23 protein-coding genes and 1 pseudogene are annotated in these 25735 nt (G+C 44.1%); 11 read left to right on the forward strand and 13 right to left on the reverse strand.

Annotated features, from left to right (window positions below):
- The first annotated feature begins 65 nt into the window (after window positions 1-65).
- Window positions 66-374 carry a DUF1289 domain-containing protein gene (locus tag HRQ85_RS07965; RefSeq protein WP_172379251.1) on the forward strand — a complete coding sequence of 103 codons (309 nt, stop codon included), beginning with the start codon at window positions 66-68 and terminating at the stop codon, window positions 372-374.
- A 133-nt stretch (window positions 375-507) separates the two neighbouring features.
- Here the strand turns inward: HRQ85_RS07965 and HRQ85_RS07970 are convergent, their stop codons facing one another.
- Window positions 508-858: a HopJ type III effector protein gene (locus tag HRQ85_RS07970; RefSeq protein WP_172379252.1), complete on the reverse strand. Its 351-nt coding sequence runs from the start codon at window positions 856-858 to the stop codon at window positions 508-510.
- A gap of 194 nt (window positions 859-1052) precedes the next feature.
- Here HRQ85_RS07970 and HRQ85_RS07975 point away from each other — a divergent pair, with 194 nt between their 5' ends.
- On the forward strand, window positions 1053-1712 hold the full coding sequence (locus tag HRQ85_RS07975) for a PilZ domain-containing protein (protein ID WP_172379253.1): 660 nt from the start codon (window positions 1053-1055) through the stop codon (window positions 1710-1712).
- 101 nt (window positions 1713-1813) lie between these two features.
- Here the strand turns inward: HRQ85_RS07975 and luxQ are convergent, their stop codons facing one another.
- The 5 genes from luxQ to HRQ85_RS08000 all read right to left on the reverse strand — a co-directional run bounded on the left by luxQ (window position 1814) and on the right by HRQ85_RS08000 (window position 7019).
- Complete coding sequence (gene luxQ, locus HRQ85_RS07980; protein WP_172379254.1) at window positions 1814-4387, reverse strand: quorum-sensing autoinducer 2 sensor kinase/phosphatase LuxQ; 2574 nt, start codon at window positions 4385-4387, stop codon at window positions 1814-1816.
- Window positions 4387-5481 carry an autoinducer 2-binding periplasmic protein LuxP gene (locus HRQ85_RS07985; protein ID WP_048608893.1) on the reverse strand — a complete coding sequence of 365 codons (1095 nt, stop codon included), beginning with the start codon at window positions 5479-5481 and terminating at the stop codon, window positions 4387-4389. Before HRQ85_RS07985 ends, luxQ begins: the two co-directional genes overlap by 1 nt.
- A 309-nt stretch (window positions 5482-5790) precedes the next feature.
- The gene (locus HRQ85_RS07990; protein WP_172379255.1) at window positions 5791-6105 is read right to left on the reverse strand and encodes a GIY-YIG nuclease family protein; all 315 of its coding nucleotides are present in this window, start codon (window positions 6103-6105) and stop codon (window positions 5791-5793) included.
- The gene (locus HRQ85_RS07995; protein WP_019823422.1) at window positions 6106-6762 is read right to left on the reverse strand and encodes a YceH family protein; all 657 of its coding nucleotides are present in this window, start codon (window positions 6760-6762) and stop codon (window positions 6106-6108) included.
- Window positions 6763-6818: 56 nt separating this feature from the next.
- Window positions 6819-7019 carry a hypothetical protein gene (locus tag HRQ85_RS08000; protein WP_017068647.1) on the reverse strand — a complete coding sequence of 67 codons (201 nt, stop codon included), beginning with the start codon at window positions 7017-7019 and terminating at the stop codon, window positions 6819-6821.
- A gap of 195 nt (window positions 7020-7214) precedes the next feature.
- On the opposite strand from HRQ85_RS08000, the gene HRQ85_RS08005 reads away from it, so the two are divergent.
- From HRQ85_RS08005 to HRQ85_RS08015, 3 genes are all read left to right on the forward strand, one after another.
- A complete protein-coding gene (locus HRQ85_RS08005; protein WP_004742367.1) occupies window positions 7215-7529 on the forward strand; it encodes a DUF496 family protein in 315 nt (104 codons plus the stop codon).
- 205 nt (window positions 7530-7734) lie between these two features.
- Window positions 7735-8361 (forward strand): D-Ala-D-Ala carboxypeptidase family metallohydrolase, encoded by a 627-nt coding sequence (locus tag HRQ85_RS08010; protein ID WP_050633164.1) that lies wholly within the window; start codon window positions 7735-7737, stop codon window positions 8359-8361.
- Window positions 8362-8527: 166 nt separating this feature from the next.
- A complete protein-coding gene (locus tag HRQ85_RS08015) occupies window positions 8528-8764 on the forward strand; it encodes a hypothetical protein (protein ID WP_048608901.1) in 237 nt (78 codons plus the stop codon).
- Between the two features lie 32 nt (window positions 8765-8796).
- Here the strand turns inward: HRQ85_RS08015 and HRQ85_RS08020 are convergent, their stop codons facing one another.
- A complete protein-coding gene (locus tag HRQ85_RS08020; protein ID WP_172379357.1) occupies window positions 8797-11361 on the reverse strand; it encodes an ATP-binding protein in 2565 nt (854 codons plus the stop codon).
- A gap of 892 nt (window positions 11362-12253) precedes the next feature.
- Between HRQ85_RS08020 and HRQ85_RS08025 the strand changes: the two genes are divergently transcribed.
- Window positions 12254-13690 carry a glyceraldehyde-3-phosphate dehydrogenase gene (locus HRQ85_RS08025; RefSeq protein ID WP_172379256.1) on the forward strand — a complete coding sequence of 479 codons (1437 nt, stop codon included), beginning with the start codon at window positions 12254-12256 and terminating at the stop codon, window positions 13688-13690.
- Between the two features lie 239 nt (window positions 13691-13929).
- Here the strand turns inward: HRQ85_RS08025 and HRQ85_RS08030 are convergent, their stop codons facing one another.
- Both HRQ85_RS08030 and hcp read right to left on the reverse strand, forming a co-directional pair.
- Entirely contained in the window at window positions 13930-14985 is a 1056-nt protein-coding gene (locus HRQ85_RS08030) for a hybrid-cluster NAD(P)-dependent oxidoreductase (RefSeq protein WP_172379257.1), read from the reverse strand.
- A 101-nt stretch (window positions 14986-15086) separates the two neighbouring features.
- Complete coding sequence (gene hcp, locus HRQ85_RS08035) at window positions 15087-16748, reverse strand: hydroxylamine reductase (RefSeq protein ID WP_048612892.1); 1662 nt, start codon at window positions 16746-16748, stop codon at window positions 15087-15089.
- 273 nt (window positions 16749-17021) lie between these two features.
- Here hcp and HRQ85_RS08040 point away from each other — a divergent pair, with 273 nt between their 5' ends.
- Together HRQ85_RS08040 and HRQ85_RS08045 are read left to right on the forward strand one after the other, a co-directional pair.
- Window positions 17022-17252, forward strand: a complete 231-nt coding sequence (locus HRQ85_RS08040) for a hypothetical protein (RefSeq protein WP_172379258.1) — start codon at window positions 17022-17024, stop codon at window positions 17250-17252.
- Window positions 17253-17305: 53 nt separating this feature from the next.
- On the forward strand, window positions 17306-18469 hold the full coding sequence (locus HRQ85_RS08045) for an alpha/beta hydrolase (protein WP_172379259.1): 1164 nt from the start codon (window positions 17306-17308) through the stop codon (window positions 18467-18469).
- A 391-nt stretch (window positions 18470-18860) separates the two neighbouring features.
- Here the strand turns inward: HRQ85_RS08045 and HRQ85_RS08050 are convergent, their stop codons facing one another.
- The 3 genes from HRQ85_RS08050 to HRQ85_RS08060 all read right to left on the reverse strand — a co-directional run bounded on the left by HRQ85_RS08050 (window position 18861) and on the right by HRQ85_RS08060 (window position 20978).
- A complete protein-coding gene (locus HRQ85_RS08050; protein WP_172379358.1) occupies window positions 18861-19475 on the reverse strand; it encodes a LysE family translocator in 615 nt (204 codons plus the stop codon).
- Window positions 19476-19602: 127 nt separating this feature from the next.
- Complete coding sequence (locus HRQ85_RS08055; protein WP_172379260.1) at window positions 19603-20523, reverse strand: LysR family transcriptional regulator; 921 nt, start codon at window positions 20521-20523, stop codon at window positions 19603-19605.
- Window positions 20517-20978 carry an Lrp/AsnC family transcriptional regulator gene (locus HRQ85_RS08060; protein ID WP_172379261.1) on the reverse strand — a complete coding sequence of 154 codons (462 nt, stop codon included), beginning with the start codon at window positions 20976-20978 and terminating at the stop codon, window positions 20517-20519. Before HRQ85_RS08060 ends, HRQ85_RS08055 begins: the two co-directional genes overlap by 7 nt.
- A gap of 254 nt (window positions 20979-21232) precedes the next feature.
- On the opposite strand from HRQ85_RS08060, the gene yjeH reads away from it, so the two are divergent.
- Window positions 21233-22498: an L-methionine/branched-chain amino acid transporter gene (gene yjeH, locus HRQ85_RS08065; protein WP_172379262.1), complete on the forward strand. Its 1266-nt coding sequence runs from the start codon at window positions 21233-21235 to the stop codon at window positions 22496-22498.
- 16 nt (window positions 22499-22514) lie between these two features.
- Here the strand turns inward: yjeH and pdxR are convergent, their stop codons facing one another.
- The gene (pdxR, locus tag HRQ85_RS08070; RefSeq protein ID WP_172379263.1) at window positions 22515-23972 is read right to left on the reverse strand and encodes a MocR-like pyridoxine biosynthesis transcription factor PdxR; all 1458 of its coding nucleotides are present in this window, start codon (window positions 23970-23972) and stop codon (window positions 22515-22517) included.
- Window positions 23973-24062: 90 nt separating this feature from the next.
- Between pdxR and HRQ85_RS08075 the strand changes: the two are divergent.
- Together HRQ85_RS08075 and HRQ85_RS08080 are read left to right on the forward strand one after the other, a co-directional pair.
- Window positions 24063-24722 (forward strand): annotated as a pseudogene (locus HRQ85_RS08075) (pyridoxamine 5'-phosphate oxidase family protein).
- An 82-nt stretch (window positions 24723-24804) separates the two neighbouring features.
- Window positions 24805-25731 carry an urea transporter gene (locus HRQ85_RS08080; RefSeq protein ID WP_172379264.1) on the forward strand — a complete coding sequence of 309 codons (927 nt, stop codon included), beginning with the start codon at window positions 24805-24807 and terminating at the stop codon, window positions 25729-25731.
- The last annotated feature ends 4 nt before the right edge of the window (window positions 25732-25735 follow it).

Raw genomic sequence — 25735 nt, forward strand, 5'->3', positions numbered from 1 at the left:
TAACGGCTCTTCAAGAAGAAACAAATATGCTACATTTCAGCCCAAATGAATCACAGGTTAGAAAAATGAAAACACCTTGCCGAGCGGCTTGTAAAAATAATGGCGGAATGTGTAGTGGCTGCTTTCGAACAATGGATGAGATTATTAGCTGGAAAGGCTTATCTGAAGAAGAGCAAACGTCGGTTATGGATAATCTTACAGGTGCGAGTTCGACTCACCAATGTCCACAGTGTAATGAGCCAGCTCAATGCGATATCAGTGCGGGCAAAGAGACGTGTTGGTGTTTTGAGCTAGAAAAACGAGATACTAGCGATATTCCAAAGGCTGGAGTTTGTATGTGTCGTAAGTGCTTGTCTGCCCTGCCTATTCAGTAGTTTAGAACCTATTCAGCAAGTTACTAGTTAACAAGTTACGAGCCGGTTCAACATAGACAAAAAAGCGAGAAGTTGTGTTCTCGCTTCAAAATACTGACATTAAGTTTCAACCTAATCGTTACCAGGTTAGTGTCTACTTCGCTTTTGCAATAAGCGCAGGTTGAGAAAACTGGATACCATTCCAGCCATGAACCATGAAGTTACGAATATTTTGATGGTCGCTGTTCTCAGGAAAACCTAGCACGTCGTTACGATAAAATTGACCAAAACAAGCAAGTGTTTGCTTTGCTGATAGGCCTTGCTCTAAACCAAAAGCAAAAATCTTACACGAACCATTATTCTGCCCTGCAGCGTTCACTACCTCACCATTGCGAAATTCGCTCTCAGAAAAATCATAGTGAGCTTCGATCACTTGCATTGTATCTTCAAATTGCACGGCTTCTGGGGTTTCAGCCAGAGTATTCAATAAGGTTTCCAGTTCCATTTACTATTTCTCCATCAAGTATATATCTGTCAGCAGTGTATCTTGTTTTACGACAAGAGTAAGCCGTTGTTTACTTGAGATAGCGATTCACTTTTTTGTTGTACGCTGCTAATTACTTCAATGAAACTAATGACATAGTTTTATCAGGGCGTTATATTATTTTATCAAACGATTAACATTGTTCAGTAACGAATATGCATAAAGATAAAAACTTAGAACTGTTCAGATACCTAAAGCCAGGTACAAAAACAGCAGGTGTATTGGAATTTGGCCCAGACGACTCAATCCAGATCAGTACGCTTTATATCGGACACAAAGAAGATCAGTACCTTATCCTAGAGCTTACGCAAAAAGCGACAGAAGCGCTGACACTGAGAAAGCTCACAAACGTTGATATTATTGTTCGTGCGATTACCGACACCGAACTTGGGCACATTGTCGCGTTCAAAACCAATGTACTGGCTCATATCACCTCACCAGCACATCTAATCTTCCTTCGCCCACCCTCAAACTTTGCAACCAAGCCTATTCGTGAACACGAAAGGTATAAGGTACGTCTCAGCTGTGAAGTCACTTTCGATACCTTGTCGCTGGATGCCACTCTGGTCGATTTTTCAGCGTCAGGCTGCGGTATCTATCTTACCCAGCAATCAGATATCGATGTCGGCTGGAAGATAAAAGTTAATTCTGACTTAAATGAGTACTTAGCTGACGATCTTGTCTACAAAGTGGTGAGCAAGAAAAGGCAAAGACAAGGCTGGCTGTTAGGTATCCAATTCCCTGAACACCTAGACATGAGTGATGAGTTGAAAACGCTACTGTTGGAACAAGCCTTTGTCTCAGGATCTATATAAAGACAGACTCGATATAAAAACAGACTCATCAAGGTTTGTGTGGCGACACAAGTTAGCCACGCCTATTTAATAGAGTCCATTTAAGAGCACTAAGTTAAAGCCTAGTGCTCTGTGTCATTCCAGTATGAGTTTTTGAAATGAACAAACGCTTGGTGGAGCGACTCTTCTTTAATCGGTTTTACAATCACGTAATTCGCCCCTGCTGCCATAAAGCTGTCTCTTGTCGACTCTTGAGCATCAGCGGTACACGCATAAATAGGGGCTGACACCCCAATCTCACCTCTTAGTTGCTGAGTGGTTTCTACACCACCGAGATTAGGAAGCTGGTTATCCATCAAGATCAAGTCATAGGTAATCGTCTTAGCCATCTCAATCGCTTCTAAACCATCTTTTGCCCAAGTGACGACCATGCCATATTTCTTACAGAAAGCCTGAGCAATAAAGGCGTTGGTGTGATTATCTTCCACCAGCAACACGTTCAAAGATCGACTAAACAACGCCTCTGGCTCAACCTCAGCTTGTTTCTTAACATCGACTAATAGCGGCTTGGCGTGTACGACCACTGGAATTTCTATCGTAAACTCTGAGCCTTGATCTATCACGCTGCGGACTTGAATGTCCCCTTCCAGCATATCGACCAGATTTTTTACAATCGTAAGTCCTAAACCAGTGCCACCATATTCACGAGTCGTGGTCTCTTCTGCTTGCACAAAAGGTTCAAAAACAGCATCAATTTTGCTTTCATCAATACCAATTCCGGAATCTTGCACTCGAACGATTAAGCTGGCGTGATCAGAGTTAAGGATACTCTCGAGCTCAAAGCTGACGGAGATACCGCCTTGATGAGTGAACTTAAGGGCGTTGCTCAACAGATTAAACATGATCTGGTTGAGGCGCACTTGGTCGGTGTTGATTTCGATGTCATCAACCAAGTGGTTCACAATGGTAAATTCGACGGATTTATCTTCACACAGCGGGCGATAGATGCTGTCTAAGGTATTAACTAACTCCTCTAAACGGAAGTCTTTCTTTTGAATATTAAACTGCCCTTGCTCAATTTTTGAGAAGTCCAAGATATCGTTAAGTACCGCCAGTAAATGTTCCGCACTATTACACAGTACATCCACCTGCTCGCGATTATCTTCATTGTGCATAGAGCGCTTGAGCAGCTGAGACACACCGAGAATACCGTTGAGCGGGGTGCGAATCTCGTGACTCATCTTAGCTAGAAAGTCTGCTCGCACATTCGCAAGATGCTCAGCTTCTTCTCTTGCTCGATCAGCCTGTCTTTCCGCCTCGATAAGCTTAGTAATATCTTGCCCTTGTACCACCACACCTGTGATGCCGTGTTCCACGCGAATAGCAGACATGTTCCAACGAAACACCTTTTCACCAATGGGTACGTTAATACCCGTCAGTTTAGAGCCTTGAACCACCATTTGAATATTAGGCAGCATACGATGCTCAAACTCTTGAGCAATTGGACCATAATTGTCATCAGCATCGAACAACGCCATACGAGCGGCGGGGTTCATCTGAATCAAGTCGCCTTTCTCAGACCAAACCAAAATAGGTGAATGAGCAAAGTTAAAGAGATCTTGGAACTTTTGATTCTGTTCCGATAAGCGCTCAAAGGTGTCTTCAAGGGTGCAACCAATATGGTGGAATTCGAAAATGTTAGAGCCATCAAACTTATTGTACTCCTCGCCATCACTTGCTGAGCGAGTGAAATCCATCAGCTTATCTAGCTCAGCAGCAACCCTTCTTTGGATCCAAGTTCGAGCAAAGAAAGACATCAATATGATCACCACAATCACCACGATAATCGCACGCTGATAATTTTCTTCTAACGCAATGAAGTTATTGTTCTTTTGAACGGCTCGAATGATTAAAGGGGTTTCAACCGCGTTGATCTTAATGGTTGCGATGGTAACGAAATGACGCGGCAACTGTTCGTACATTTGGTAATTGAGGATGTCAGTAATGGTGTAGCTTTCATCACCACTGAATGTCGATGTCACCGGTGTACCGTGCGCTTCAATAACGATATTTTCGCAGTTACTGCCTTGTTGAATTGACTCAGCCAAAGAGAAGTTATTATCAAGCACGATGGCGATATAGAGCTGACCAAGCACTTCCCCAGTAGCGTTATCAACAATAGGGGTACGGCGAGCCAACAAGTGACGCTTACCTATATCTGTCCTTAGTTTAATAAAATGCCAATTACTGCTGAACGAAACCTCATCAGAAATGTGTTTTAAGTTGGACTCATCTAAACCATAGAATTGGCTGTTGCCGTCTTCCCAAGCTAAACCATCATGGGTAGAGACAAAGCGTAAATCTGGTGCATGATCAGGTTCACGTTGGTCAACACCAAAGAAAAAGTAGCTCAGAATCTCGTCATTACCGGTATCAAAATACTCTCTGAGAGTTTCACTGTGTGAGCTACTGTCTTGATGGATTTGCAGCACCGACAAACGATAATCAAACATGTTTTGGATCAGGCTTGAGGTTTGCTGAACCGTTCGATTCGTCTCTTGCTGTACGATGTTACTGCTGGTTTCATAATTATGAATAAGCACGCCAAGTGCCATCACGCCTATCACCAAAATAACGATACGCGTAATGAGTCTAGCTAAAGTGTTTCTAGGTGTACTGGCGTAGCTTTTCTTCATTATTGACCTGAGTACCTAAATGCTCGCTGTTTAAGTTCTGAAATACGTTCTGGCGAATCTTCCTTGGTCACAATTTCAAATTCACCAGAGTAAACGGTAGGCACTTCCAAACCGGCTAGATCCCACTTAATCGCCTCTGCCATCGCAATGCCCGTATCGTCGTTCATACGCATGACAGTGACATCTAGGTCGCCCCTTGCAATGGCTTCAAGTTCAGCAGAACCGCCTCCCCAACCATTCACTAAGATGTCTTGGCCCGATTCACGAATCGCTTCCATTGCACCGAGAGCGACATCCGTTGAGCATGCATAGATAAAGTCTAGATCCTTATCGTTCTCTATGCTGATTTTAGCCGCTTGGTAGCCACTGTCTTTGTTTGATTTAGTGTAAAACGAAGACTTAAGGGTAAAGTTGGTATCCGTATTCACTTCATGGATAAAAGTATCTCCACGCGCATCACTAATATAGCCTTGTGAGTAATACAAAACAGAATACTTACTGTCTGGTGGACTTACTTGTTTAAAATAGTCCGCCAGTTTTAAGCTGCCTGTCGCATGGTCAAAACCCACATACATAAATGGCTGTCTATCTGCCCAAGCTCGCACTGGCGTCGTGATATTTTGAAGAATCAGTTTGGTGTCCGTAGAGGTCAACACGTGTTCAATAAACTTGCGGTGGCGCGTGGTATCTAGCGTGAAAATCAAATAATCCGTCTTGTTTTCAATCGCTTCTTGCAACGAAATACTCTGCTGCGCGAGATCGGCATTAATACGGGTAAACACTTGATTTATTTGGTAGCGGATCTTCAGCCTATCGAGACGTTTCTCAAAAGCTTGAATATTACGAACCCAGTAATCCGAGATCTGTTGACCCGGATACACCACGGAAATCGTAATCGGCTCGTCTTGGATTCTTCTCAGTGGCACAGGGTGATTTTGTACAGCCTCGACCATTTTATCGGTCAATGCTCTTTGTTCTGGAAAAGTGGAAAGATAATCTTGGTATTCCCAGTACCCATTGAGGACATGAGTACCATGGGAGAGAGCGGACGCAGAAAATACGGCAAGTCCAAACAACATCAGTAAACGTTTCATATTTTTCTCGTTTTATATGAGCTACTTTGGCTCATTTTTTTAACCTAGCATGACACCATCTCTTTGTATGGCTAATGGATATTATGTAGGACAACGATGATAAATGATAGCGTCTAACACTAATTAGAACGACATTCTAAATGAGCAATATGTTAATTTGGAATGGAGATTAACAACAACGAGTTCAATCATGATTTCAGCCCATTCACGGTAAGAGTAATTACCATTTAAATTCATAAGCTTAGCTTAATTTATTATAGGCCCTTACATTATTAAGATTTAATCAATAACAAACATTTTGGCTATGAATTATGAGACTTCGATATATTGAATTTTGTCTTTTTGCCACTCAATAATCAATTTGAGTGATACCAATTTTTCTTTGCGGGATTTGGGCAATTGCTTGATCGCGTATTCGGTTTTCAATGCTTCACTTTTTGAGCCAACATCAAAACTCCAAACCAACTTAAGCGGGCCTTTACCTTTTAAAGCTTTGGCACCTTTACCGGTTTGATGTTGTTCAAATCGACGTTCTAGATTGTTCGTCACGCCACAATAAAGGGCATTGTGACGATTGCGGATCAAATACACGACCCAATCCGCATTTTTCTCAATGTCTGACATTTAAAGCAGTGATTCAACCAGAGCCTTAAGCTCTGCCACTTCTGCTCGTAGGCTTGCTACTTCAGACTCAAGTTCTTCAAATTTTTCACTCGTTGCAGAGGGTGCAGCCGCGCTTACTGATGCCGTCGCAAACGCTTCAACATCCACTTCGCCGCTCAACAAGTGCTGGTAGCGTGATTCACGTTTACCCGCTTCGCGTGGTAGCTTGACCACTAAGGCACCTGCTTCTCTTGCAGCTAGCTTATCTAATGTTGCTTCTACCTCTTTCACATCACTAAAGTTTGCAAGGCGACCCGTTCGAGTACGAAGTTCACCGGGTGTTTGCGCGCCGCGCAGTAACATACAACAGATGATTGCACGCTCTTGCTCTGTAAATTGCAGATCACCGAACTCAGTGTTGCAGAAACGATGCTGATACTTATTAACGCGGCTATTGAAGCTGCTCTCATCGCTCACCATGCGACGTCCGATTAAGCCATCAACAGCATCTAAAACATCTGACTCAGAAAGAGAGAGAACAGGTTCACGGTTACTCTTTTGATTACATGCCGTGGTTAAACTGTTCAGTGTCAGTGGGTAATGATCGGGAGTAGTGACTTCTTTCTCGATCAAACAACCGATAATTCTCGCTTCGATTGGGGAAAGTACTGTGTTCATCGTTTTTCCTTTTTATTATTTTGATAATTCCATCTCAACACCTAACAATGCAGTAACTAGTGTTCAGACAAAATTGGTACCCGTTTCTTTCTGCCCTGTTCATCAATCATTATGATCTTAGAACGGTTTAGCTCTATTTCCACGACTTCCAAATAAGTACGCTCTTGTACATACGCATCACGAAGCTTGTTTTGTTCTGCTGAAGATTCAGTGACATTGTCGTCCAATTCTTCGTTTTCCAATTGTTGTTGATTCATTTCACATTTCGTATCAATGCAGTATCTACATGGGATACTAACTTGAACGGTAAGATAAAAACAATCACACATCGACGAGAGTGACGAATAATTAAACAACCTTACTTTTGCTTTGATCTAAAGACTGTTACATCATCAATTGATGTGCTTTAATCAGAACCAGACAACGTATTTGACGAATAGGAAAAGGAATCTATGAGCAGCGTATTTGAAATTGTTAACCAAGCACGACGTAAGAACAAACTTAAGCGTGAACTTTTAGACAACGAAAAGAAAGTTCGTGACAACCGTAAGCGTGTCGACCTTCTTGATAACCTACTTGATTACATCAAGCCAGAGATGACGCACGACGAGATCCTAGGCATTATCAAAAATATGAAAGCTGACTACGAAGACCGTGTTGATGACCACATCATCAAGAGCGCTGAGATTTCTAAAGCTCGCCGTGACATCAGCCGTCGCATTCGTGAACTGACAGAAGAAGACAAGCAAATCCAAGGTAAGAAATAATCTCACCTCGTTGATTAACTTGTAATAATGTTAGTAACCCACTCTTTGTAGTGGGTTTTTTTGTACCTAAATTCTAGCGTCTATACTTAAGCGTACCTAAGTAACCGCATGAAACTGAACAACCATAGAACACTGAACCACTATAGAAAACGAGCAACCGTAGGAAGAAAAATAACTAGGTGAACATCAGCGATGGAGAGACCTTATGTACGCAAGTATTCTGATTACCTTAGCCTTATCAACCTCACAGCCCTACCCTGAAGAATTTGAACGACTGTATACAGAAGAGACGGAAATTACTTATGACGATCTCGTTGTCGACGTTCATGGCTACAAAGTCCCGACTCGCTCAGCGTTTAGAGGTTGGATGCTTCTAAATCACGCAGAAGACCAAGTGAGAGAAATCGGCCAGCAACTCAAAGACGCCGGCATTACGCAGAGTATGCCTTTGCATCTCGTTCTGCTGCAAGGGACAGACTGGGCAATGAGCAACACCACCTTGTTTACCCTGCCTGATAAGAAAAACGTACCCAACATGATCAAGACGTTGAAGTACATACAACAATACATTGAACCAGAAATTGGCGTCGTGATTCCCGTGTCTGGTGAACGTTCTAAGCTCTACAACCAACAAGCTGGCGGTGCACTGCGAAGCAAGCACTTAGAGTTCTGTGCCTTAGACCTCGTGCCTGCAAATGACATTACTCGTGAAGATCTACACGTGAAACTCAAAAAGATTCATTCGGAATTCGGGCAAAAAAATAACGTTGGGCTGGGTTTATATTCTGGTGTTCGATTCCACATCGATACGTGTGGGTTTAGACAATGGTAAATAAACACGATCGAGTCATAAAGACTTACAGCTAGTGCATGTCATTTAGACTCCGAAAATAATTGAAATTACATAAAACCATGATTTTAAATGAAAATTAAAACTGGAACGCTAATTGCTATTAATAACAAGTATCATAATTATTAATAGCAATTAGGAATTCAATATGAAGACGATGACTCAACGCTTTCAAACTCTGCTTTCTGTTTCAAACTTCAGTCTAGCTATCACAACCTTGCTTATGCTTCTCAGTATTATCGTTGCTTATCCAATGGCCGATCACTTCTCACTGCCAATTCAAATCGTCGCCCATATCAGCACCATCTTAGTCGCAGCCTTGCTGAAAATCAGCTATGTCGGTCGTTGCCTTGCACAATACAACCTTGGATTGGAAGTTCGTTAACTCGCGTCGCGCTAGCCTTGATACGGGAGCCCTTAGACAATATCAAGGCTACTGAAAAGATCGTACAGTTGGTGAGATTTGTAGGGTTTCGGTAAGTAGGCATTCATACCAGCTTCAAAACAGTCTTTGATGTCTTCTTCTAGAACACTGGCGGTTAAAGCTATGATGGGTAATGGTGTGACTTGTTGATCGGCTTCCCACTGACGAATCGCACGAGTCGCCGTTATACCATCCATAACAGGCATCATGCAGTCCATTAAGACCGCATCAAACTGAGCACCCTGAGTGATGACATCGACCGCTTCTTGGCCATTACTGGCAATCAAATATTCATAACCCGCTTGCTCAAGGAAGAAGCTCGCTATTTTTTGATTCATCAGATTGTCTTCAACGATCAAAATGCGTCGATTCAGAGAGCGAACCTCTTCATCTTTTGCTTCCACTTGAGGAGTTTGCTCTTCGCCGACATCGAGAGATTGTAAGCTAGTTAAGAAACGTCGGCCCAAGAATGGCAAGGTATGGGTCGAGTGGACCGTCTCTGTGATTAGGTTGGTTTTAAATAGGTGATGCTGACAAACAATGACGCGAGCAAGAGGATATATCGCCTTCAACGTCGCAAGATCTTTCTCCATAGAGTGATGCAAGGTATGACAATAAAGTATGAAGTCGCTTTCTTTGACACTTTCACTCAGGGCTGCAATGGATGACACCACATTGGCTCGAACATTCAAACGCTCACACTCTTTAACAAGCTGATCGAGGTAATTGAAAGAGTTCGAGATGATGGTCGCTCTACTCAGGTTATCGAAAGTTTGAACAGGCGCTTCTACAACATCGACATACAAACAAAACGTGAATGTAGAGCCCTCTCCTTTCACCGAGCGCGCGGTAATGTAACCACCCATCAAATCAACAAGCTGTCGACAAATCGCAAGCCCTAGCCCCGTACCACCAAATTGGCGGGTAATGCTGCCATCTTCTTGAGTGAAAGGTTCAAATATGGACTCTAACTTCTCGGGCTCAATCCCAATCCCGGTATCAGACACGCTGCATTCAAGCTTGCCCCTGCCCATAGACATCGGTGTGTAAGCAATGTCCGTGGTAATTGTGCCCTTGGACGTAAACTTGATGGCATTAGAAAGCAGATTGGTCAGCACCTGTCTCACGCGGTACTCATCGAAAAACAGTTGTGACGGCGTTTGATAGTCAATATTGATGTCGAGCTCGATATCCTTACTTATCGCTTTCGACTGAATCACGCTTACAGAATCATAAACCGCTTCTCGCAAATCAGCATTGTGTGGCGACAACATCAAGTTACCCGACTCGATTTTAGACAGGTCGAGGATGTCATTCAGCAGAACCAGCAAAGAGTGAGAGGACGATTCGATATCCCCCAGTACTTCTTGTTGATTTGGGCTAAGTTGGCTTTGAGATAAGATCTCAGCCATGCCAATGATCCCGTTAAGTGGCGTGCGTATTTCATGTGACATATTGGCTAAGAATGCGCTTTTGGCTTTATTAGCCGAAATCGCGTCTTCTTTTGCTGTTATCAACTCTTTGTTGTGTAGATAGCTGCGCTCCATCACTCGATTTAGGGTTTCAGTGAACTCGGCAAGCTCATCGTTCCCTTGGATATGGATCACCTTTGGCTGGCCATAGCTATCAGCGCATTCCGACACACCTTTCAAGATAATCGACAGGTTTTTGTTTAAACGCAGAGACGTCGCAACCCCAAGCCACATCAGAACCCCAGAAGCGATGAGAATAAGCAACGTCATGACCAAGGTTTGCCTTTTCTGCAACGCGATATTCTTGGTCAGTTCAAACTGTATTTGATTGGTGTAAGCGCCAATCGCGTTTGAAATAGCGCGTTTTTTAACCTCCAAGCTTTTCAAGTGTTGATATATTTCGGGTGATGAAAAGTCCCCTTTGAGGATTCGAGATGTAAATTTGTCTTGGAATTCATCTTTGGCGACAGCGTTTAGCAACTGTCTAATGTTTGGAGAACGCGTATCCGAACGGAAAAAGGTATCTAATAGCTGTTGCTGCCTCTCAAGAGCACCAACATAGCTAAGCAAGTATTGGTTTTTAAACTCTGGCGAGCGATACAAGCTGAAGCTTAACCACGCTTCTCTCTGAGTCCAAAACACATAATGCGTAAGATTGATAAACATCGCTTCCGCTTGACCGATATTGCCATCGACTAAGGCCATGCGATATTCGGACAGCTCTATTAGAACGTCTTTTAATAAGTCGAAAGCGCGCTCTGTCAATTGTCTGCTGTCTGTTGTTTCGGTTGTACTAGCAAGGCTCATCAACAGCTTTTTCAATTCAGCTAACTGAGGTTCAATGCTCCAATTGCTGTCGAACTGTTGAAGTCGCATTCCATACTGAGTCAGTCTATCCAGCTCTGACTGCAGTGTTAAAAGCAACTGACCTTTCTCAGGGGAATCATTAGACAGCACCAACCATCGATAAGCATCACTTGAAACCGTATTAAAAGATTGAAGCGCTTCGACCTTAATACGCGTTGTTTCAAGGTGATTCATCTTCTCATCGTTCTTAAGCACTTCATTCACTGTAAACCCAAACATAATGAGTACAGAAACCGTGGAAAGAAAAATAAGACGCCATCTAATTGACATGTTTATCATTTTTATAACTACTCCCTTCCCGAAAGTAATTTACCTAGCCCAAATTAAGAATAGGACATTAACAGGGGGTTATTGATCAAATTGGATATGAACAAACGATACTCTGAGCCCAGAACGAAAAATTAGAGCCACTGGTATCCAGAAAAGTGCTTTAAAGCGGAAAGGCGTGCTTTTATTAAGACTGGTTTAAACAAGCGAGGTTTCAGTGAGCAAAATGTAAACAAAAGACGTTTTCTCCAGTTATTATCACCCGCATAACAAGTGAACGGCCACATTTAGCGGCTCAACTAGACTGTGAATAATGACTCTGCGCGCTCACAAAGCGGATAGTTAGGTTAAAATTGTGATATCCAATCGTTTGCGTGATGCACTTTTCACGCTCAAGCTAAGCTTATTCAAAGGTCGAACAACAATACTGGTTGATTCCTTTATTTGTCGTTTACTGTTTACGTGTAACTTGAGTTAGCGATCACACCTTTAATGTTCAATATGACCTGTATTACATATTATCTTTTGAATTAAGTATTTTTTGACGAAAAATAAGTGCTACAGATTGTTAAAGTCAATAGTCTTTATTGACGTTCAAATCTTGATTTATGGCTAATATAAAGCCAATTTACAGATATTTTGTCTGCATTTATTTTTCCTAGCAGAATAACCCGTCGTACCTTACAATCCTGCCACATAAAAATTACAAGTTACACACAAGGTATATCAGCACATTTAAGTGGCAATAAAGACCACTGAGTGATGCCTCAAATCCCCTATGCTGATTGGCTTCCCTACAACCGCCATGAATGCAGAAACTTAACGTGAAAGGTCCCGAGTAAAGATGAGTCCCGAAAAGCACCTCCTAGATTGGCAAACTAGTCAAACCATTGCTGAATCCATCGCTCCAACTTTAGGTCAGTTATACCGTCAAAAAGGCGTAGAAGTTATCCTCTTTGGTAAGACCCTAGTTAACGCGACAACTATCGACATCATCAAAGCTCACCGCATCGCAAAACGTTACACTGGTTCTCCTCTTACAGCAGAACAGACTCAACCTATCATTCAACACCTTCTCTCTATGGACTTGTCTCCATGTCGTATTGACGTTGGTCGCCTTGCGCATTCATTCTGGCAAGATCGCGAAGACACACATGGGTTGGATGATTTCCTACAAACTGCGCTTATCGAATCGCTTGAAGGCGATGCGATGACAGAGCCTCGTGACGTTGTATTGTACGGTTTTGGTCGTATTGGCCGACTGCTAACTCGCCTATTGATCGAGAAAAGTGGCCCGGGTTACCCACTGCGTTTGCGTGCAATCGTTGTACGTGGCGGCAAAGATGGCGACCTAGAAAAACGTGCAAGCCTGCTTCGTCGTGACTCTGTACACGGCCAATTCAACGGCAGCATTGTTGTAGACCAAGAACGCAAAGCGATCATCGTTAACGGTAACTTCATCCAAGTTATCTACGCAAACAAACCAGAAGAAGTGGATTACACGGCTTACGGTATTGAAAACGCACTTGTGGTTGATAACACAGGCGTATGGCGTGACGCGGAAGGCCTGAGCCAACACGTTGCGTGTAACGGTGCGAAGAAAGTGCTACTGACTGCGCCTGGTAAAGGCGACATCAAGAACGTGGTATTTGGTGTGAATGAAAATGTTATTCAGCCAGAAGACACTATCATCTCTGCAGCAAGCTGTACTACTAACGCAATCACGCCAGTTTTGAAAGCGGTTCACGACAAGTTTGGCGTGCTGTCTGGTCACATCGAAACGGTGCACTCATTTACCAATGATCAAAACCTAATCGATAACTTCCATTCAGGTGATCGTCGTGGTCGTGCTGCGTCACTGAACATGGTTTTGACATCGACTGGCGCTGCTAAAGCGGTATCTAAAGCGATGCCAGAAATGGAAGGCAAGCTAACAGGTAATGCGATTCGCGTACCTACGCCAAACGTTTCAATGGCAGTAGCGAACCTAAACCTTGAGAAAGGCACAAACAAAGAAGACTTGAACGAGTACCTGCGTGAAATGGCGCTGTCTTCTGCTTTGTCTGCACAAATTGATTACACAGACTCGACTGAGATTGTATCTACCGACTTGGTTGGCTCTCGTCACCCAGGTGTGGTTGACGGTGTGGCGACTATCGCACAAGACAACCGTGCCGTGCTGTACATTTGGTACGATAACGAGTTTGGCTACAGCTGCCAAGTTGTTCACTGTATGGAACAGATGATGGGTGTACGCTACAAGACATACCCAGAAGTTTAATCAACTTCGCTCTTGTAGATACGTCCATCGCAACAAGCTCCACAACATAATAACTATATCTGCGAAGTCTGTATGGGCTTCGCAACCCCTTTTGTTTTACTCCCCCGTATAAACAAGAGGGTTGCCACTTAGATCTGCTCTCTCTAACTGATCTAGGTGGCCTTTTTACAACTAGCACCCTAACTTTTATCTCGATGACAAGACCTTGTCTTCATCACTCTTGCACAGCTTCACGTCTGTTATAACTCAACCTCAACATCTGACTGAATCGAACTTGAACATGCAAGCACGTAGCCCTGTTCAATCTGTTCTGGCGTCAATGTCTCTTGGCTGCTTGACTCCACAGAGCCCTTGGTCACTTTGCATTTACACGAACCACAAATCCCACTACGACAAGCGATAATAATTGGAACGCCTGCTTTTTCTAATGAATCCGCCAATGGGGTTCCCGCTTCTGCTTCAACTTCAGCGCCGAACGCAGGCACAAATACCTTAACAGCACTATTCATATCGTCAGCAACTTCGGCTTTTGACGCTTCTGATTGAGCATTCTGAGTAGCAGGAGTAAAGCTTTCTTGATAGAAGTTATCCATGTTGAACTCAAGTTCTTTCAGATAACTCTCAATATCTTGCATGAAGCCGACAGGCCCACACAGGTAAACCGTTCTGTCTAAGATATCTGGGCTCAGTTTCACCAACCAGTTTTTATCTAAACGACCTTGAGGGGCGGTTGTTCCTTCGTTGTCTTTCAATAGAAGTTTTAAGTTGAAATTGGCATGTGATTCATCGAGCTGATGAAGTTCTTGAAAGTAGATAGTCTCAAGCTTGTTGCGTGCCATGTGGACGAAATCAATCTCAATGTCACTGTCTTGAGACAGCCAATATTTTACCATCGCCATTACAGGTGTAATGCCACAGCCCGCACTCACTAGCGTTACTTTCTTTGTCGCCGTTGGCATGCAATCAATACAGTTAAACGCGCCTGCCGGCTTCAACACAGAAACCTCGTCACCTTCATCAAGCTCATCAACAATAAAGTTCGAAACCAAGCCACCTTCCACACGCTTGACCGTCAACTTCAGGCGGTTATCTTCTGGGCAAGAAGCCACGGAATAAGCACGGTAATCCGTTTTCGTCGGCATATCTAAACCCAAGGTGATGAACTGACCTGGCTTAAAATTGAAATGTAAGTCTTGTGGAATACTGCCAAGCTCAAAGCTGACCGTATCTGGCGTCTCGTGCCATTTCTTTAAACACACTAAATTGATTGAATCGCTATCCGACCATGCATACATAGTTCACACACCTTACTGATACTAAAGAATTAAATCTAGAAAGCCCCGCCGCTGCACGTTCCTAGAGAACAGCAACAACGGGGCTTGGGAGTGGGCTTATATTAAGCCGCTAAGATTGTTTTAAGATCTTGCTCTGGCGTTGAGATAGAACGCATGTCGAACTCGTCTTGAATAATCTTTAGTAGGTTCTCTGTTAGAAAAGCCGGTGCTGTTGGGCCGGTGTAGATGCCTTTCACACCAAGAGCAAACAGAGTAAGCAGGATAACGATCGCTTTTTGCTCGAACCAAGAAAGAACCAGTGTTAGCGGTAGTTCGTTGATGCCACAATCAAACTCTTGCGACAGCGCAATAGCAAGCTGAATCGCAGAGTAAGCATCGTTACATTGACCAACATCGAGCAGACGTGGAATACCGTTAATGTCGCCGAATTGGTTTTTGTTGAAACGGAATTTACCACACGCCAATGTCAGGATTACTGAATCTTCTGGTGCTTGAGCTGTGAAATCTGTGTAGTAGCTACGCTCAGATTTGTCGCCGTCACAACCACCCACTAGGAAGAAGTGCTTGATGTTGCCTTCTTTCACTTGTTCAACAACCGCAGGCGCAGCTTCCATCAAGGCGTTACGACCAAAGCCGACAGTGATCATTTGCTCGATCTCGTCATGCTTAAAGCCTTCTTGCGCAAGAGCACAATCGATCACTGCACTGAAATCATCACCTTCAAGGTGAGCAACACCCGGCCAACCTACGATGCTACGCGTAAACAGGCGGTCAGCGTACGAGCCCACATCAGGGTTAAGCAGACAGTTAGATGTCATTACGATCGCACCTGGGAAGTTCGCAAATTCTTTTTGCTGGTTCTGCCAAGCACTACCGTAGTTACCCGCAAGGTGTGGATATTTGTTTAGTTCAGGGTAGCCGTGTGCAGGTAGCATCTCACCGTTGGTGTAAACGTTAATGCCCTTGCCTTCCGTTTGTTGAAGGATCTTTTCTAGATCATGCAGGTCGTGACCAGAAACAAGGATACAGTGACCTTGCTTCGTCTTCACATTCACGGTTGTTGGTTGAGGGTGACCGAAGGTATCTGTCTCGCCTTTATCCAGCATTTCCATGACTTTGTAGTTCATTAAGCCAATCTGCATAGACGTATCTAATAGTTGTTTTAGGTCTGATGGATCCGTACCTAGAAACGCCATGATTTCATGGTATTCAGCAAAGATAGCATTGTCAGTTTGACCAAGAACACGTGCGTGCTCCATGTAAGCTGCAGCACCTTTTAGCCCGTAAAGACAAAGAAGGCGAAGACCAATCACATCTTCGTGTTGAGAGTCGTGACCACGGTTTACCGCCGCTTGAGGGGCAAGCGCCAATAGCTCTGAAGAGTCCGTTGGCAGGTCGAATTGAGCAGCAGCAGAAAGCGCAGGGATCTCAAAACCAATCAATGTCGCTGCCGCGCGAACCTGTTGTTCTAAGCGCTGCTTAAATTCATGAGATTGCTGTGCAAATTCAATAATACGAGCAGGATCGAAGTTAACGTTGGTTAATGTTGCGAAAAACGCTTTTGGCGCCCACTCGTCGATTTCAGTATCAATAACATCACAAGCACGGCCTAAATTGGCCCAAAAAGAAACACCTTGAAGAGAATGCACCAACACGTCTTGAAGGTCGGATACTTCAGACGTTTTTCCACACATACCTTGTGCGAAAGAACAGCCTTTTACGGTTGGGGTTTGAATTGTTTGTTCACATTGAATACAGAACATATAAGGGCTCCAGTAATTTTTATTAACTGTAAGTACTTTGCTTACAGTGACTTATTCCAAACCCTATAGAGCATCAAGCGTGCCAACTTTTAACTCATTGATTTTATTAAACTTAGTTTTATTCCATATTTTTAGTGCGTGATTATGACTACATATAAACTCCCTAACAGCACACATCCGTGTCATAGTGACTCTCAGAGATTTATTAACGGCGTTCATGTTTCGTTCAGAATAGAAGCGATAAAGTAACAACATAGAAAAAGAGGAATGAATATGAAAAATATATTAGTTACGATTGTTGCATTGTTTACTGGCCTTTTGGCGTTATTCACAAGCTTGATCCTTGCTATTCCTTTAGCTATTGCAGCTTTAATTACTGGCAAGCGCATTCAGAATCAAATCAAGAAACAAGGTTTCGCAGCACATATGAACACTCGTCAGTCATCAACCAATGATGCCGGTGTTATTGAAGGTGAATACGAAGACCTTTCAAGCAAAAAGTAACCTAAACTTTAGTTTCAGACATAGTGAAAGCACAACAGAGACAAAATTACATAATGCAAAGAAAGCCCCTCCTAGCACTGCTGGCCTTAACGACTTTAAGTCTCGTTGGTTGCTCCAACGAGACAACTATACCCGCTTACGAAACATCTCCAGACTTGCCTGGCTATCAGCAAGACAGCTTTGATGCCTACGTCAATGACACCCAAGATTGGTTATTGAAAAACCGCGTGTTCATGACAGAAGACAAGCAACTCGAGATCCAACTCAATTCACCAACCGAGTATCAACCAGCCTCACCAAACGGCAAGGCGGTATTATTGGTCCATGGATTAGGTGATTCACCCTATTCGTTTAAAGACATCGCTACCCATTTGGCTGAGCAAGGTTACTTAGTGAGAACTGTATTGCTTCCGGGTCACGGCAGTCGTGTGGGTGACCTAATGCAACCGAGCCTAGAAGATTGGCAAGGTGTGGTGGCTCATCATACGAAGCTACTTGAGCAAGAGTATGATTCTGTTTGGCTAGGCGGCTATTCAACCGGCGCGAACCTCGTGACTTCACAGGCGATCAACGATCCTAAGATCTCTGGATTAATGCTGTTCTCACCTGCGTTTCAACCAAGCTCGTCTGCTGTTCAATACGCAGGACTAGCAAGCTACTTTGTCACTTGGGCTGATCAAGATCCTGAAGACAATGTTTTGCGTTACAACTCATTGCCAATGAATGGTGCCTCGGTTTACTACGAGACATCAGAAGTCGTACGAGATGACTTACAAGATAAGCACTTCGACAAACCAGTGTTTATTATGATGAGTGAAGGCGACAGCGTGATTGACACCAACTACGTTCAGCAAGCGTTTACTGAATCCATGCCGAATCCAAACAATGTGTTGGTTTGGCAAGGAGAGACGACTCTCGAGGATCCTCGTGCTGTTCAGTACAGCATGAAAATTCCAGAGCAGCGTATCTCGAACGGCTCTCACATGGGCTTACTGTTCTCGCCAAGCAATCCGTATTACGGAATCAATGGTAGCGAGAAGATCTGCTCCAATGGTCAAGAGGAAGGTTTTGAAGAACAGTGCAACGCGACAAGTGAGGTTTGGTACTCAGCTTGGGGCTATCGTGAAGAAGGGAGGAACCATGCGCGTTTGACCTACAATCCCTACTTCTCAGACTCGATGGCGAAGTTAGATGCCGTGCTGAAATCTGAAGGCTAATACGCTCAAGCCTTTCGAAACCAATCCATAGAACTCAAAAAGGCTCACTAGATAACGTCTAGTGAGCCTTTTTTAATGAGTGCCGTTTCTGGTGAACGTCTAGGGTCTGTTGACCTTTAGAGCTGATTTTTGCAGCACTTTGTGGGAAATTTCTACAAGGCAGAGGATTTGAAGTGTAGCTAGCCTACATGAGAAGCCGATAACGCAGTAGAAATGAACCACAAAGGCTGCCCGAAGGGTTCGGCTAGAATCGTTTATGCTTTGTTAAGAAGTATTAACTTAGAATGACTAGGCTACATACTCCTTGCCGTGCCTAAAACGATTCTATCTCGAACAAAATTTAACCACTAAAAGTTAACAGACCCTAGTTACTCATTCTTATCGCGCACTGCTATATCGTCCCCACCACACGAACAGCAAGCAAGATCAGCACCACGCCAGATAGTCGATCAATCAACTGAGCTTTCGAGCGAATACGTTCAACAATCAACGGGCTAGACAGTACTAAGGTGATAAAGGTGTACCAAAGGCCGTCGACAATCAGCGGCGTTGAGACAATGATAACCTGATTGGTCAGTTCATTACCTAACGCTACAAATTGGCTAAACAGAGCGATGAAGAACAGCGCGATCTTTGGGCTCAAGATAGAAATCAAGAAAGCCTCGCGAGCAGACTGCATGTAGCTCATCTTTTCACCCGCTTCTAATTTCGCGGCAACACCACCTTTTGAACGCAACGCATTAACGCCAAGATAAAGCAGATATGCAGCACCCGCTAAGCTAATACCTTTGAACAACATTGGGGATTGCTCAAGCACAACGGCTAAACCAACAATGGTTGCGAACGCATAAATACCGATACCAGCAGCGTGTGACCAAGCTGCGATAAGCCCGTTCATACGTCCACCAGCCAAACTGTGTTTAGCGATCATCGCCAAGCTTGGGCCCGGAGACATTGCACCCAACAAGCAAATCGCTAATAAAGAAAACCAAATTGTTACTGTCATCATTCCATTCCTAATAAAATAAAGCGTTCCAGCTGAACGCTCTACGCTTAATACTCAATACTTGGCACTTACCATAATTCGCAGGAGGTATTATTTGAAATCAAAGATTATCATCACACCTATGATTTCAAGTCATACTGATATTGTAACTCGACTTTTGCATGGCTTGGAATGCTTTTTCTCGCGCCCATTTGTGGGCAGAGTCGTTGTCATATTTAGGGTGCCACATTAACCAATAGGTATGCATTTCCGTATCAAATGGCAACGAAAAGTAGGTAGTATCGAGGTGTCGACCTAGGTTATAGGCGATATGTTCTGGCACGATCATCAAGTAGTCATCTTGCATTAACACAGTACCTGCGGATGAAAAGAACGGAACCTGTAAAGCCACTCTTCGCTTCAGCCCTTGCTTCTTCAATGCTATGTCCGCGTAACTGTCTTTATCTCCGCCACCCGTCACTTTGATGTGAGAGTAATTAACAATATCTTCTGCACTCAAAACTGCTTGTTGAGCCAATGGATGCGACTTACGCATCAAACACACCGACTTATCTTCGCCAAGTTTGATGCTTGAGACATGTTCAGGCTTTGTGGGAAACATACTGGAAGCCAAGTGAATACCCGACTCGTTCAGTGCTTCAAGGTAGTTTGGCTGCCACAGGCGATAAGCCAAATTGATGTTCGGCGCTTCAGCGGATACCTCTGCCACAATCACAGGAAGAATATACTGAGCCACATAATCACTCGAGGACAACACCAATTCACCCTGCCAGTCTTGCGGTTCGAAGGGTTTATCATCTAACAGGTGGTCAAACTCGCCAAGTAGGTCGTCGAGTTTGCCTTTGAGCAGTAATGCACGGTTGGTCGGCACCAGTTTATTGCCATCACGAACCAGTAAAGGGTCACCACACAAATCTCGTAACTGGCTGAGCTGGCGGCTCACCGCGGATTGTGTGATATGCAAACGTTGGGCGGCACGGCTCACATGACACTCTTCAAGAAGTACATGCAGTGAACGCAGCAGGTTTAAGTTGATATTGCCTAACATGAATGCACCGTCGCATTCTGTTTGTTGAAAAACTCGGTCAAAACCGTATGAGTCACTAAGTGGCGAAGATCTGGGTAACTTTGCAGCTGATCGCGAACTCGGTTCAAGCTCTCCATGCTTTCCACTTCCACGTACAACATCATATCTGTCTCACCGCTAATAGAGTGGCACCATTGCACCTCATCAATACTCTGGATTTGTTTCGCGTAAGACTCACAACTATGGTCACTACTCGACATGTCGAACTTCAACAAGATATAAGCGCACACATTCTTCGTTTGGTTGGGTTCTGCCACTTGAGCGCAGTAGCCCGTAATCACTTTGTCGCTTTCCAGTTTCTTGATTCTGGCGTTCACCGCTGAGCGCGAGAGGCTGACATCTCGGGCGATATCGCTCACTGAGCATCGTGCATTGGTTTTGAGAATATCCAAAATCTGGCGATCAAATTTATCCATGCTTCTGATTCTTTCCATTTATTGTTCTATTTATAACGCCTAATTTGACACAACTTTCCGACTTATAACAGCCATTCTGACAGCCGACACTTTCACGCTGAATCAGATTAATACCGTTAAAATGACGGTGTCTTACGACGTTTCGCTAGCTGTATTATTGATGTCAACAATGTATGCTCTCAATCATAACTTCTCACACACCAGAAGAAAGTTACTGGAAGACCGTGACCAGAATCAAATAGCTAGGAGAGCGAATGACACAACTCAAACAAGAAATCACGCTTATTTCAGGAATCGGACAACTCTCAACGACCTTGTTAGGCACGGGATTATTTATGATCCCTGCGATCGCAGCAGGCATTGCAGGACAGTTGTCTCTTCTCGCTTGGTTAATCCTGTTTATCGCTATTTGCCCGATTGCACTAACCTTCGCAGCACTAGGAAAACGCTACCCGAATGCAGGTGGTACTGCCTACTTTGTGCGTCAGGCGTTCAGTGAGCGATTAGAAACAAGCGTGGCGTGGTTGTTTGTGAGTGTTATTCCTGTCGGTATTCCAGCGGCCATTGCACTTGCAGGTGGTTTTGCTCAACAATTGTTACCCGCACCTCTCGACACTCCTCTGGGTGCTCAATCCTTTACCGTAGCTCTGCTTATTGCCGTCAATTTGATGGGCAGTAAGTCTTCTGGCCGACTGCAAACCGTTATCGCATTGTCGATTTTTGCCTTGGTTAGCGCTTTTGTCTGGAAAGCCGACATCACGGTAACCGATGTGGTTCTTCCTACCATCTCATCCGATTCGATGTGGTCTATCGGCGCGGCATTGGCGGTGATGTTTTGGTGCTTTGTAGGGATAGAAGCCTTTGCTCACATGGGAGAGGAATTCAAAAATCCACAACGTGACTTCCCAATCGCCATCATTGCAGGCTGTTTTGTTGCGGGGCTAGTGTACTGGGCTTGTTCAGTGGTGATTCTTAAACTGGGCGCTTACGGTTCACCTGAATTCGATGCCGCATCCATCCCGTGGGTGACAGAACAACTGTTTGGCAATGGCTTCAAAACTGTCATCAGCGTACTGGGATTCTTTGCTTGCTTTGCTAGCCTAAACCTTTACACACAAAGCCTGTCTCGGATGATCTGGGCTCAGGCTCGTCAACACTCTCCTACAAGTCGAATGGCTCAACTGAACAGCCGCGGCGTACCGTTTTACCCAACCATAGCAATTGGCTTTGTCGTGCTTATCTCGTGTGTGATTGGTGAACTGTCTAACTTGGACCTTGAATTCTTTCTCAAGCTCGCCAACGGTATTTTTGTTCTGGTTTATCTGCTCGCAATGTTAGCCGCTTGCCGATTACTAACAGGCGCATCTAGATACACAGCCATGCTTTCATTGGTCATCTGTACCTTGGTGTTTATCTGTTTAAGTTGGTCGATGCTCTATGCCGTGACTATTTTTGTGACATTGTCACTCCCTTGGCGAAAGTGGTTGGGTAAACCCACTGTTTCTGTCGACAAGCTGTAAACGATACCTACCAATATCACTGATAAAAAAGCCGAGCGATCTGTTTGATCTTCGGCTTGATCTCAGCCAGACGGATATTTCCAAACCCCAGCACCGCCCCACTCCAATCACGAGCATCACTCGAACCGTATTCATAAAAATCAAACGGACGAATGATGATACTTTCAAGCTCAGCTCGTCGGCTCCACTCATGTTCAGATATACCTTGATACCACTTCACGGTCAAATGTAGCCCTGCCGCCTGACTGATCACTTCAAGATCACCGTTAAACTCGCTTTCAATCGCTTCTATCATGGCTTCATACTTGAGTTTGTATGACCGACGCATCTTTCTAATATGACGCAGCAAGTCACCTTCTCGAACAAAATCCGCCAAAGCTTCCTGTGTGTGGGATGCCGTGTCTCCCGTTAACGCGTCTTTGATCTCAAGACACTTCGCCACCAGACTTTCCGGCACCACTAAGTACCCTAATCGAAGGCCATTGAACATCACCTTACTCAGAGAGCCGACATAGATGATGCGATCATCGAATCCCAACTTACCCGCCAAACCTTGCATGCTGGTATAAGGGCGATGAGCAAACTGGAACTCACTGTCGTAGTCATCTTCAATGATCCATGACTGATGTTGATTGGCCCAATCGATAAGTTTAAGGCGCTGCTCAGTATTTAAAGTCGTGCCCATTGGGTATTGGTTACTCGGCGTGACATACAAAGCCTTAGCATTACTGGCCAACACTTTTTCAATATCTAGCCCCACCTTTTCACGCACACTTACACCATCCAGCTCTAGTCTCAACAGATCGATAATTTTATGCACTTGTCGATAACCGGGCTCTTCCACGAGGATTTTTTCGCCCATCGCTAACGTCGCCATTAATCCGATTGAGATGGCTTGCTGCGCACCTACGGTGATGATGATTCTATCCGCACTGCAATGAACCGAACGACTGCTTGCAAGGTACCCGCTCAATGCTTCTCTCAAGGCTAAACTTCCCTGAACCTCTTGATTGCCTGCAATGTTCTGACGCGTAGAGTGGCGTTGCAGCAACCTCTGCCATTTAGCAAAAGGGAACGCATCTAAGTCTGGGATTCCGGGGGCAAAGCTACGGTTAATGTCGTTCAGTGTCGCTATGTTTGCACTCGGTTGACAGACTGTTTGTTTGACCTTCGGATCCTGAATACTGTTTGGCTTAGACAAACTTAGAAAGTGTTCTGGTTGTTCAACCGAGACATAAAACCCTGAGCCTTGCTTACTCTCAATATAGCCTTCCGTGACCAGTTGTTCGTACGCGTAAATCACCGTATTTCGACTCACTGATAACTCTACGGCCAACTTACGTGTTGAAGGTAACTTACTGCCCTTACTCCATAAATCTTGAACAATCTTTTCTCTTATCGCGTGGAACAAGGAGGTTTGACGCGTGTCGTGTTGTTCGTCTAACTGTAGGTCACCGACATCGATAGGCTGCATAACTGGATCCAAATAGTGTTTAAAAGTGGCTCTATTTAATAGACCAGTTAATCGCTACATTAATTAAAAGGCAATGATTAAGGAGCGATTATGTTATCTAACACGAAAAGAACCACGATTAAAAAAGGGGCTCACAAAGCCGTATTTGAACAAGAGAAACTGCACCAAATTATTGATGAGAGCTTAATCGCACATATTGCATTGCAGGGCGAACAAGGCCCAATGGTTATCCCGATGCTCGCGTGGCGAGTGGATGATATGGTCTACATTCATGGGGCTAAAAACAGTCGCCTACTAAAAGGGCTAAAAAAGGGAGAACCAACCTGTTTAACGTTCACCTTATTCGATGGTTGGGTGTTGGCTCGTTCGGCATTTCATCATAGTGCGCATTATCGTTCTGCTGTGGTATTGGGGTCATTTTCAGTCATCGATGACAATCAAGAAAAGGATCGCTTGTTGAATATCTTTATTGAGTAAATCGCACCGGGCAGAACAGATGAAGTCAGGCTCAGTAATGAAAAAGAACTCACCGCGACCGAGTTGTTAGCGATACCTTTAACAGAAGCTTCCGTGAAGATTGGTAAACATGGAGTGAATGATGATAAAGCCGATATGGACATTCCAGTATGGGCTGGCGTATTGCCTTATCGAACGGTTGTTGGGCCATTAGAAACCGTTCCAGAGCAAGAAGGCATCATTGAAACACCAGATTACCAACCAGCTTATGGTGAACGCTGGTATCAAAATTAACACTCGAAGATGGTGAACTTGATAAAATTGTATACAATCTGAATTACAAAAATTTAACATAACTCAATAATGTAATCAGACGATGAAAACGAACAGGGATATTCTACCATTTCAAGGCTTGCTCAATGGCATCGGGCAAGTCTATTTCACACCGTCTGTCATGACGTCGACTTTGCTGTTGCTTGCCATTTCTATTGAGTCACTTGCACTGGCTTTTCTTACCTTACTTGGCGCTAGTTGCAGCTTTGCATTGGCCTTCTATGGCTATATGTACACCAACACCAACACCAACAAGTCAGTTGACGACATTGATAGTGGAATGTACGCGCTAAATGGCGCTTTAATTGGCTTATTTATCGGTAACTTTTTTGGTGTGACGCCATTATGGGCTTTAGTGACTGCGTTAGGTGCATTACTCACGGTGCCGATTGCCCACATCGTATTCAGTTTTGAGAAATATCGCGGTTACACTAGCGCCTTTATCCTAACCACTTGGCTGATTTATATTATCCAATCAACCTTTGAGCTGTCAGCGTTTTCTGCACCTGATTCCGCACTGATGCCACTCATCAGTATTGAGGCTAACTCGTGGTTCAACCTGCCGACAGTGGTGATCTCGTTGTTAAAAGGGATAAGCCAAGTCAGTTTCATCGAAAATGCGTTGTCGGGGCTCGTTATCTTAGTCGCCATCGCACTCAACAATATCAAGCATGCCATTTGGGTTATGCTCGCAGTAATAATTAGCACCGTATTTAGCGGGTTGATTGGCGCTTCTAACGAACTGGTAGCGCAAGGTCTTTACGGTTACAACGCCATTCTTGCCACTTTAGCACTTGTGCTCTATCCGCGGATCTCTTGGCCGTTAATCCTATTAGGCATGCTGTTAAGCTGTCTCATCACACTTGGTTTTCATGAACTTTCACTGTTACCACTCACCGCCCCTTTCATTTTGAGTACTTGGGCTGTGGTTTACTTGTCCAGCCTGATCCATAAACGAACCATAAGTTAACTCT

Origin of the sequence: Vibrio sp. Vb339 (assembly GCF_902751245.1) — a bacterium.
GTDB lineage: Bacteria > Pseudomonadota > Gammaproteobacteria > Enterobacterales > Vibrionaceae > Vibrio > Vibrio coralliirubri.

Coding starts and splice junctions, on each gene's coding strand:
- HRQ85_RS07965 (WP_172379251.1), top strand. CDS start 66: ATGAAAACACCTTGCCGAGCGGCTTGTAAAAATAATGGCGGAATGTGT.
- HRQ85_RS07970 (WP_172379252.1), bottom strand. CDS start 858: ATGGAACTGGAAACCTTATTGAATACTCTGGCTGAAACCCCAGAAGCC.
- HRQ85_RS07975 (WP_172379253.1), top strand. CDS start 1,053: ATGCATAAAGATAAAAACTTAGAACTGTTCAGATACCTAAAGCCAGGT.
- luxQ (WP_172379254.1), bottom strand. CDS start 4,387: ATGAAGAAAAGCTACGCCAGTACACCTAGAAACACTTTAGCTAGACTC.
- HRQ85_RS07985 (WP_048608893.1), bottom strand. CDS start 5,481: ATGAAACGTTTACTGATGTTGTTTGGACTTGCCGTATTTTCTGCGTCC.
- HRQ85_RS07990 (WP_172379255.1), bottom strand. CDS start 6,105: ATGTCAGACATTGAGAAAAATGCGGATTGGGTCGTGTATTTGATCCGC.
- HRQ85_RS07995 (WP_019823422.1), bottom strand. CDS start 6,762: ATGAACACAGTACTTTCCCCAATCGAAGCGAGAATTATCGGTTGTTTG.
- HRQ85_RS08000 (WP_017068647.1), bottom strand. CDS start 7,019: ATGAATCAACAACAATTGGAAAACGAAGAATTGGACGACAATGTCACT.
- HRQ85_RS08005 (WP_004742367.1), top strand. CDS start 7,215: ATGAGCAGCGTATTTGAAATTGTTAACCAAGCACGACGTAAGAACAAA.
- HRQ85_RS08010 (WP_050633164.1), top strand. CDS start 7,735: ATGTACGCAAGTATTCTGATTACCTTAGCCTTATCAACCTCACAGCCC.
- HRQ85_RS08015 (WP_048608901.1), top strand. CDS start 8,528: ATGAAGACGATGACTCAACGCTTTCAAACTCTGCTTTCTGTTTCAAAC.
- HRQ85_RS08020 (WP_172379357.1), bottom strand. CDS start 11,361: ATGTTTGGGTTTACAGTGAATGAAGTGCTTAAGAACGATGAGAAGATG.
- HRQ85_RS08025 (WP_172379256.1), top strand. CDS start 12,254: ATGAGTCCCGAAAAGCACCTCCTAGATTGGCAAACTAGTCAAACCATT.
- HRQ85_RS08030 (WP_172379257.1), bottom strand. CDS start 14,985: ATGTATGCATGGTCGGATAGCGATTCAATCAATTTAGTGTGTTTAAAG.
- hcp (WP_048612892.1), bottom strand. CDS start 16,748: ATGTTCTGTATTCAATGTGAACAAACAATTCAAACCCCAACCGTAAAA.
- HRQ85_RS08040 (WP_172379258.1), top strand. CDS start 17,022: ATGAAAAATATATTAGTTACGATTGTTGCATTGTTTACTGGCCTTTTG.
- HRQ85_RS08045 (WP_172379259.1), top strand. CDS start 17,306: ATGCAAAGAAAGCCCCTCCTAGCACTGCTGGCCTTAACGACTTTAAGT.
- HRQ85_RS08050 (WP_172379358.1), bottom strand. CDS start 19,475: ATGACAGTAACAATTTGGTTTTCTTTATTAGCGATTTGCTTGTTGGGT.
- HRQ85_RS08055 (WP_172379260.1), bottom strand. CDS start 20,523: ATGTTAGGCAATATCAACTTAAACCTGCTGCGTTCACTGCATGTACTT.
- HRQ85_RS08060 (WP_172379261.1), bottom strand. CDS start 20,978: ATGGATAAATTTGATCGCCAGATTTTGGATATTCTCAAAACCAATGCA.
- yjeH (WP_172379262.1), top strand. CDS start 21,233: ATGACACAACTCAAACAAGAAATCACGCTTATTTCAGGAATCGGACAA.
- pdxR (WP_172379263.1), bottom strand. CDS start 23,972: ATGCAGCCTATCGATGTCGGTGACCTACAGTTAGACGAACAACACGAC.
- HRQ85_RS08080 (WP_172379264.1), top strand. CDS start 24,805: ATGAAAACGAACAGGGATATTCTACCATTTCAAGGCTTGCTCAATGGC.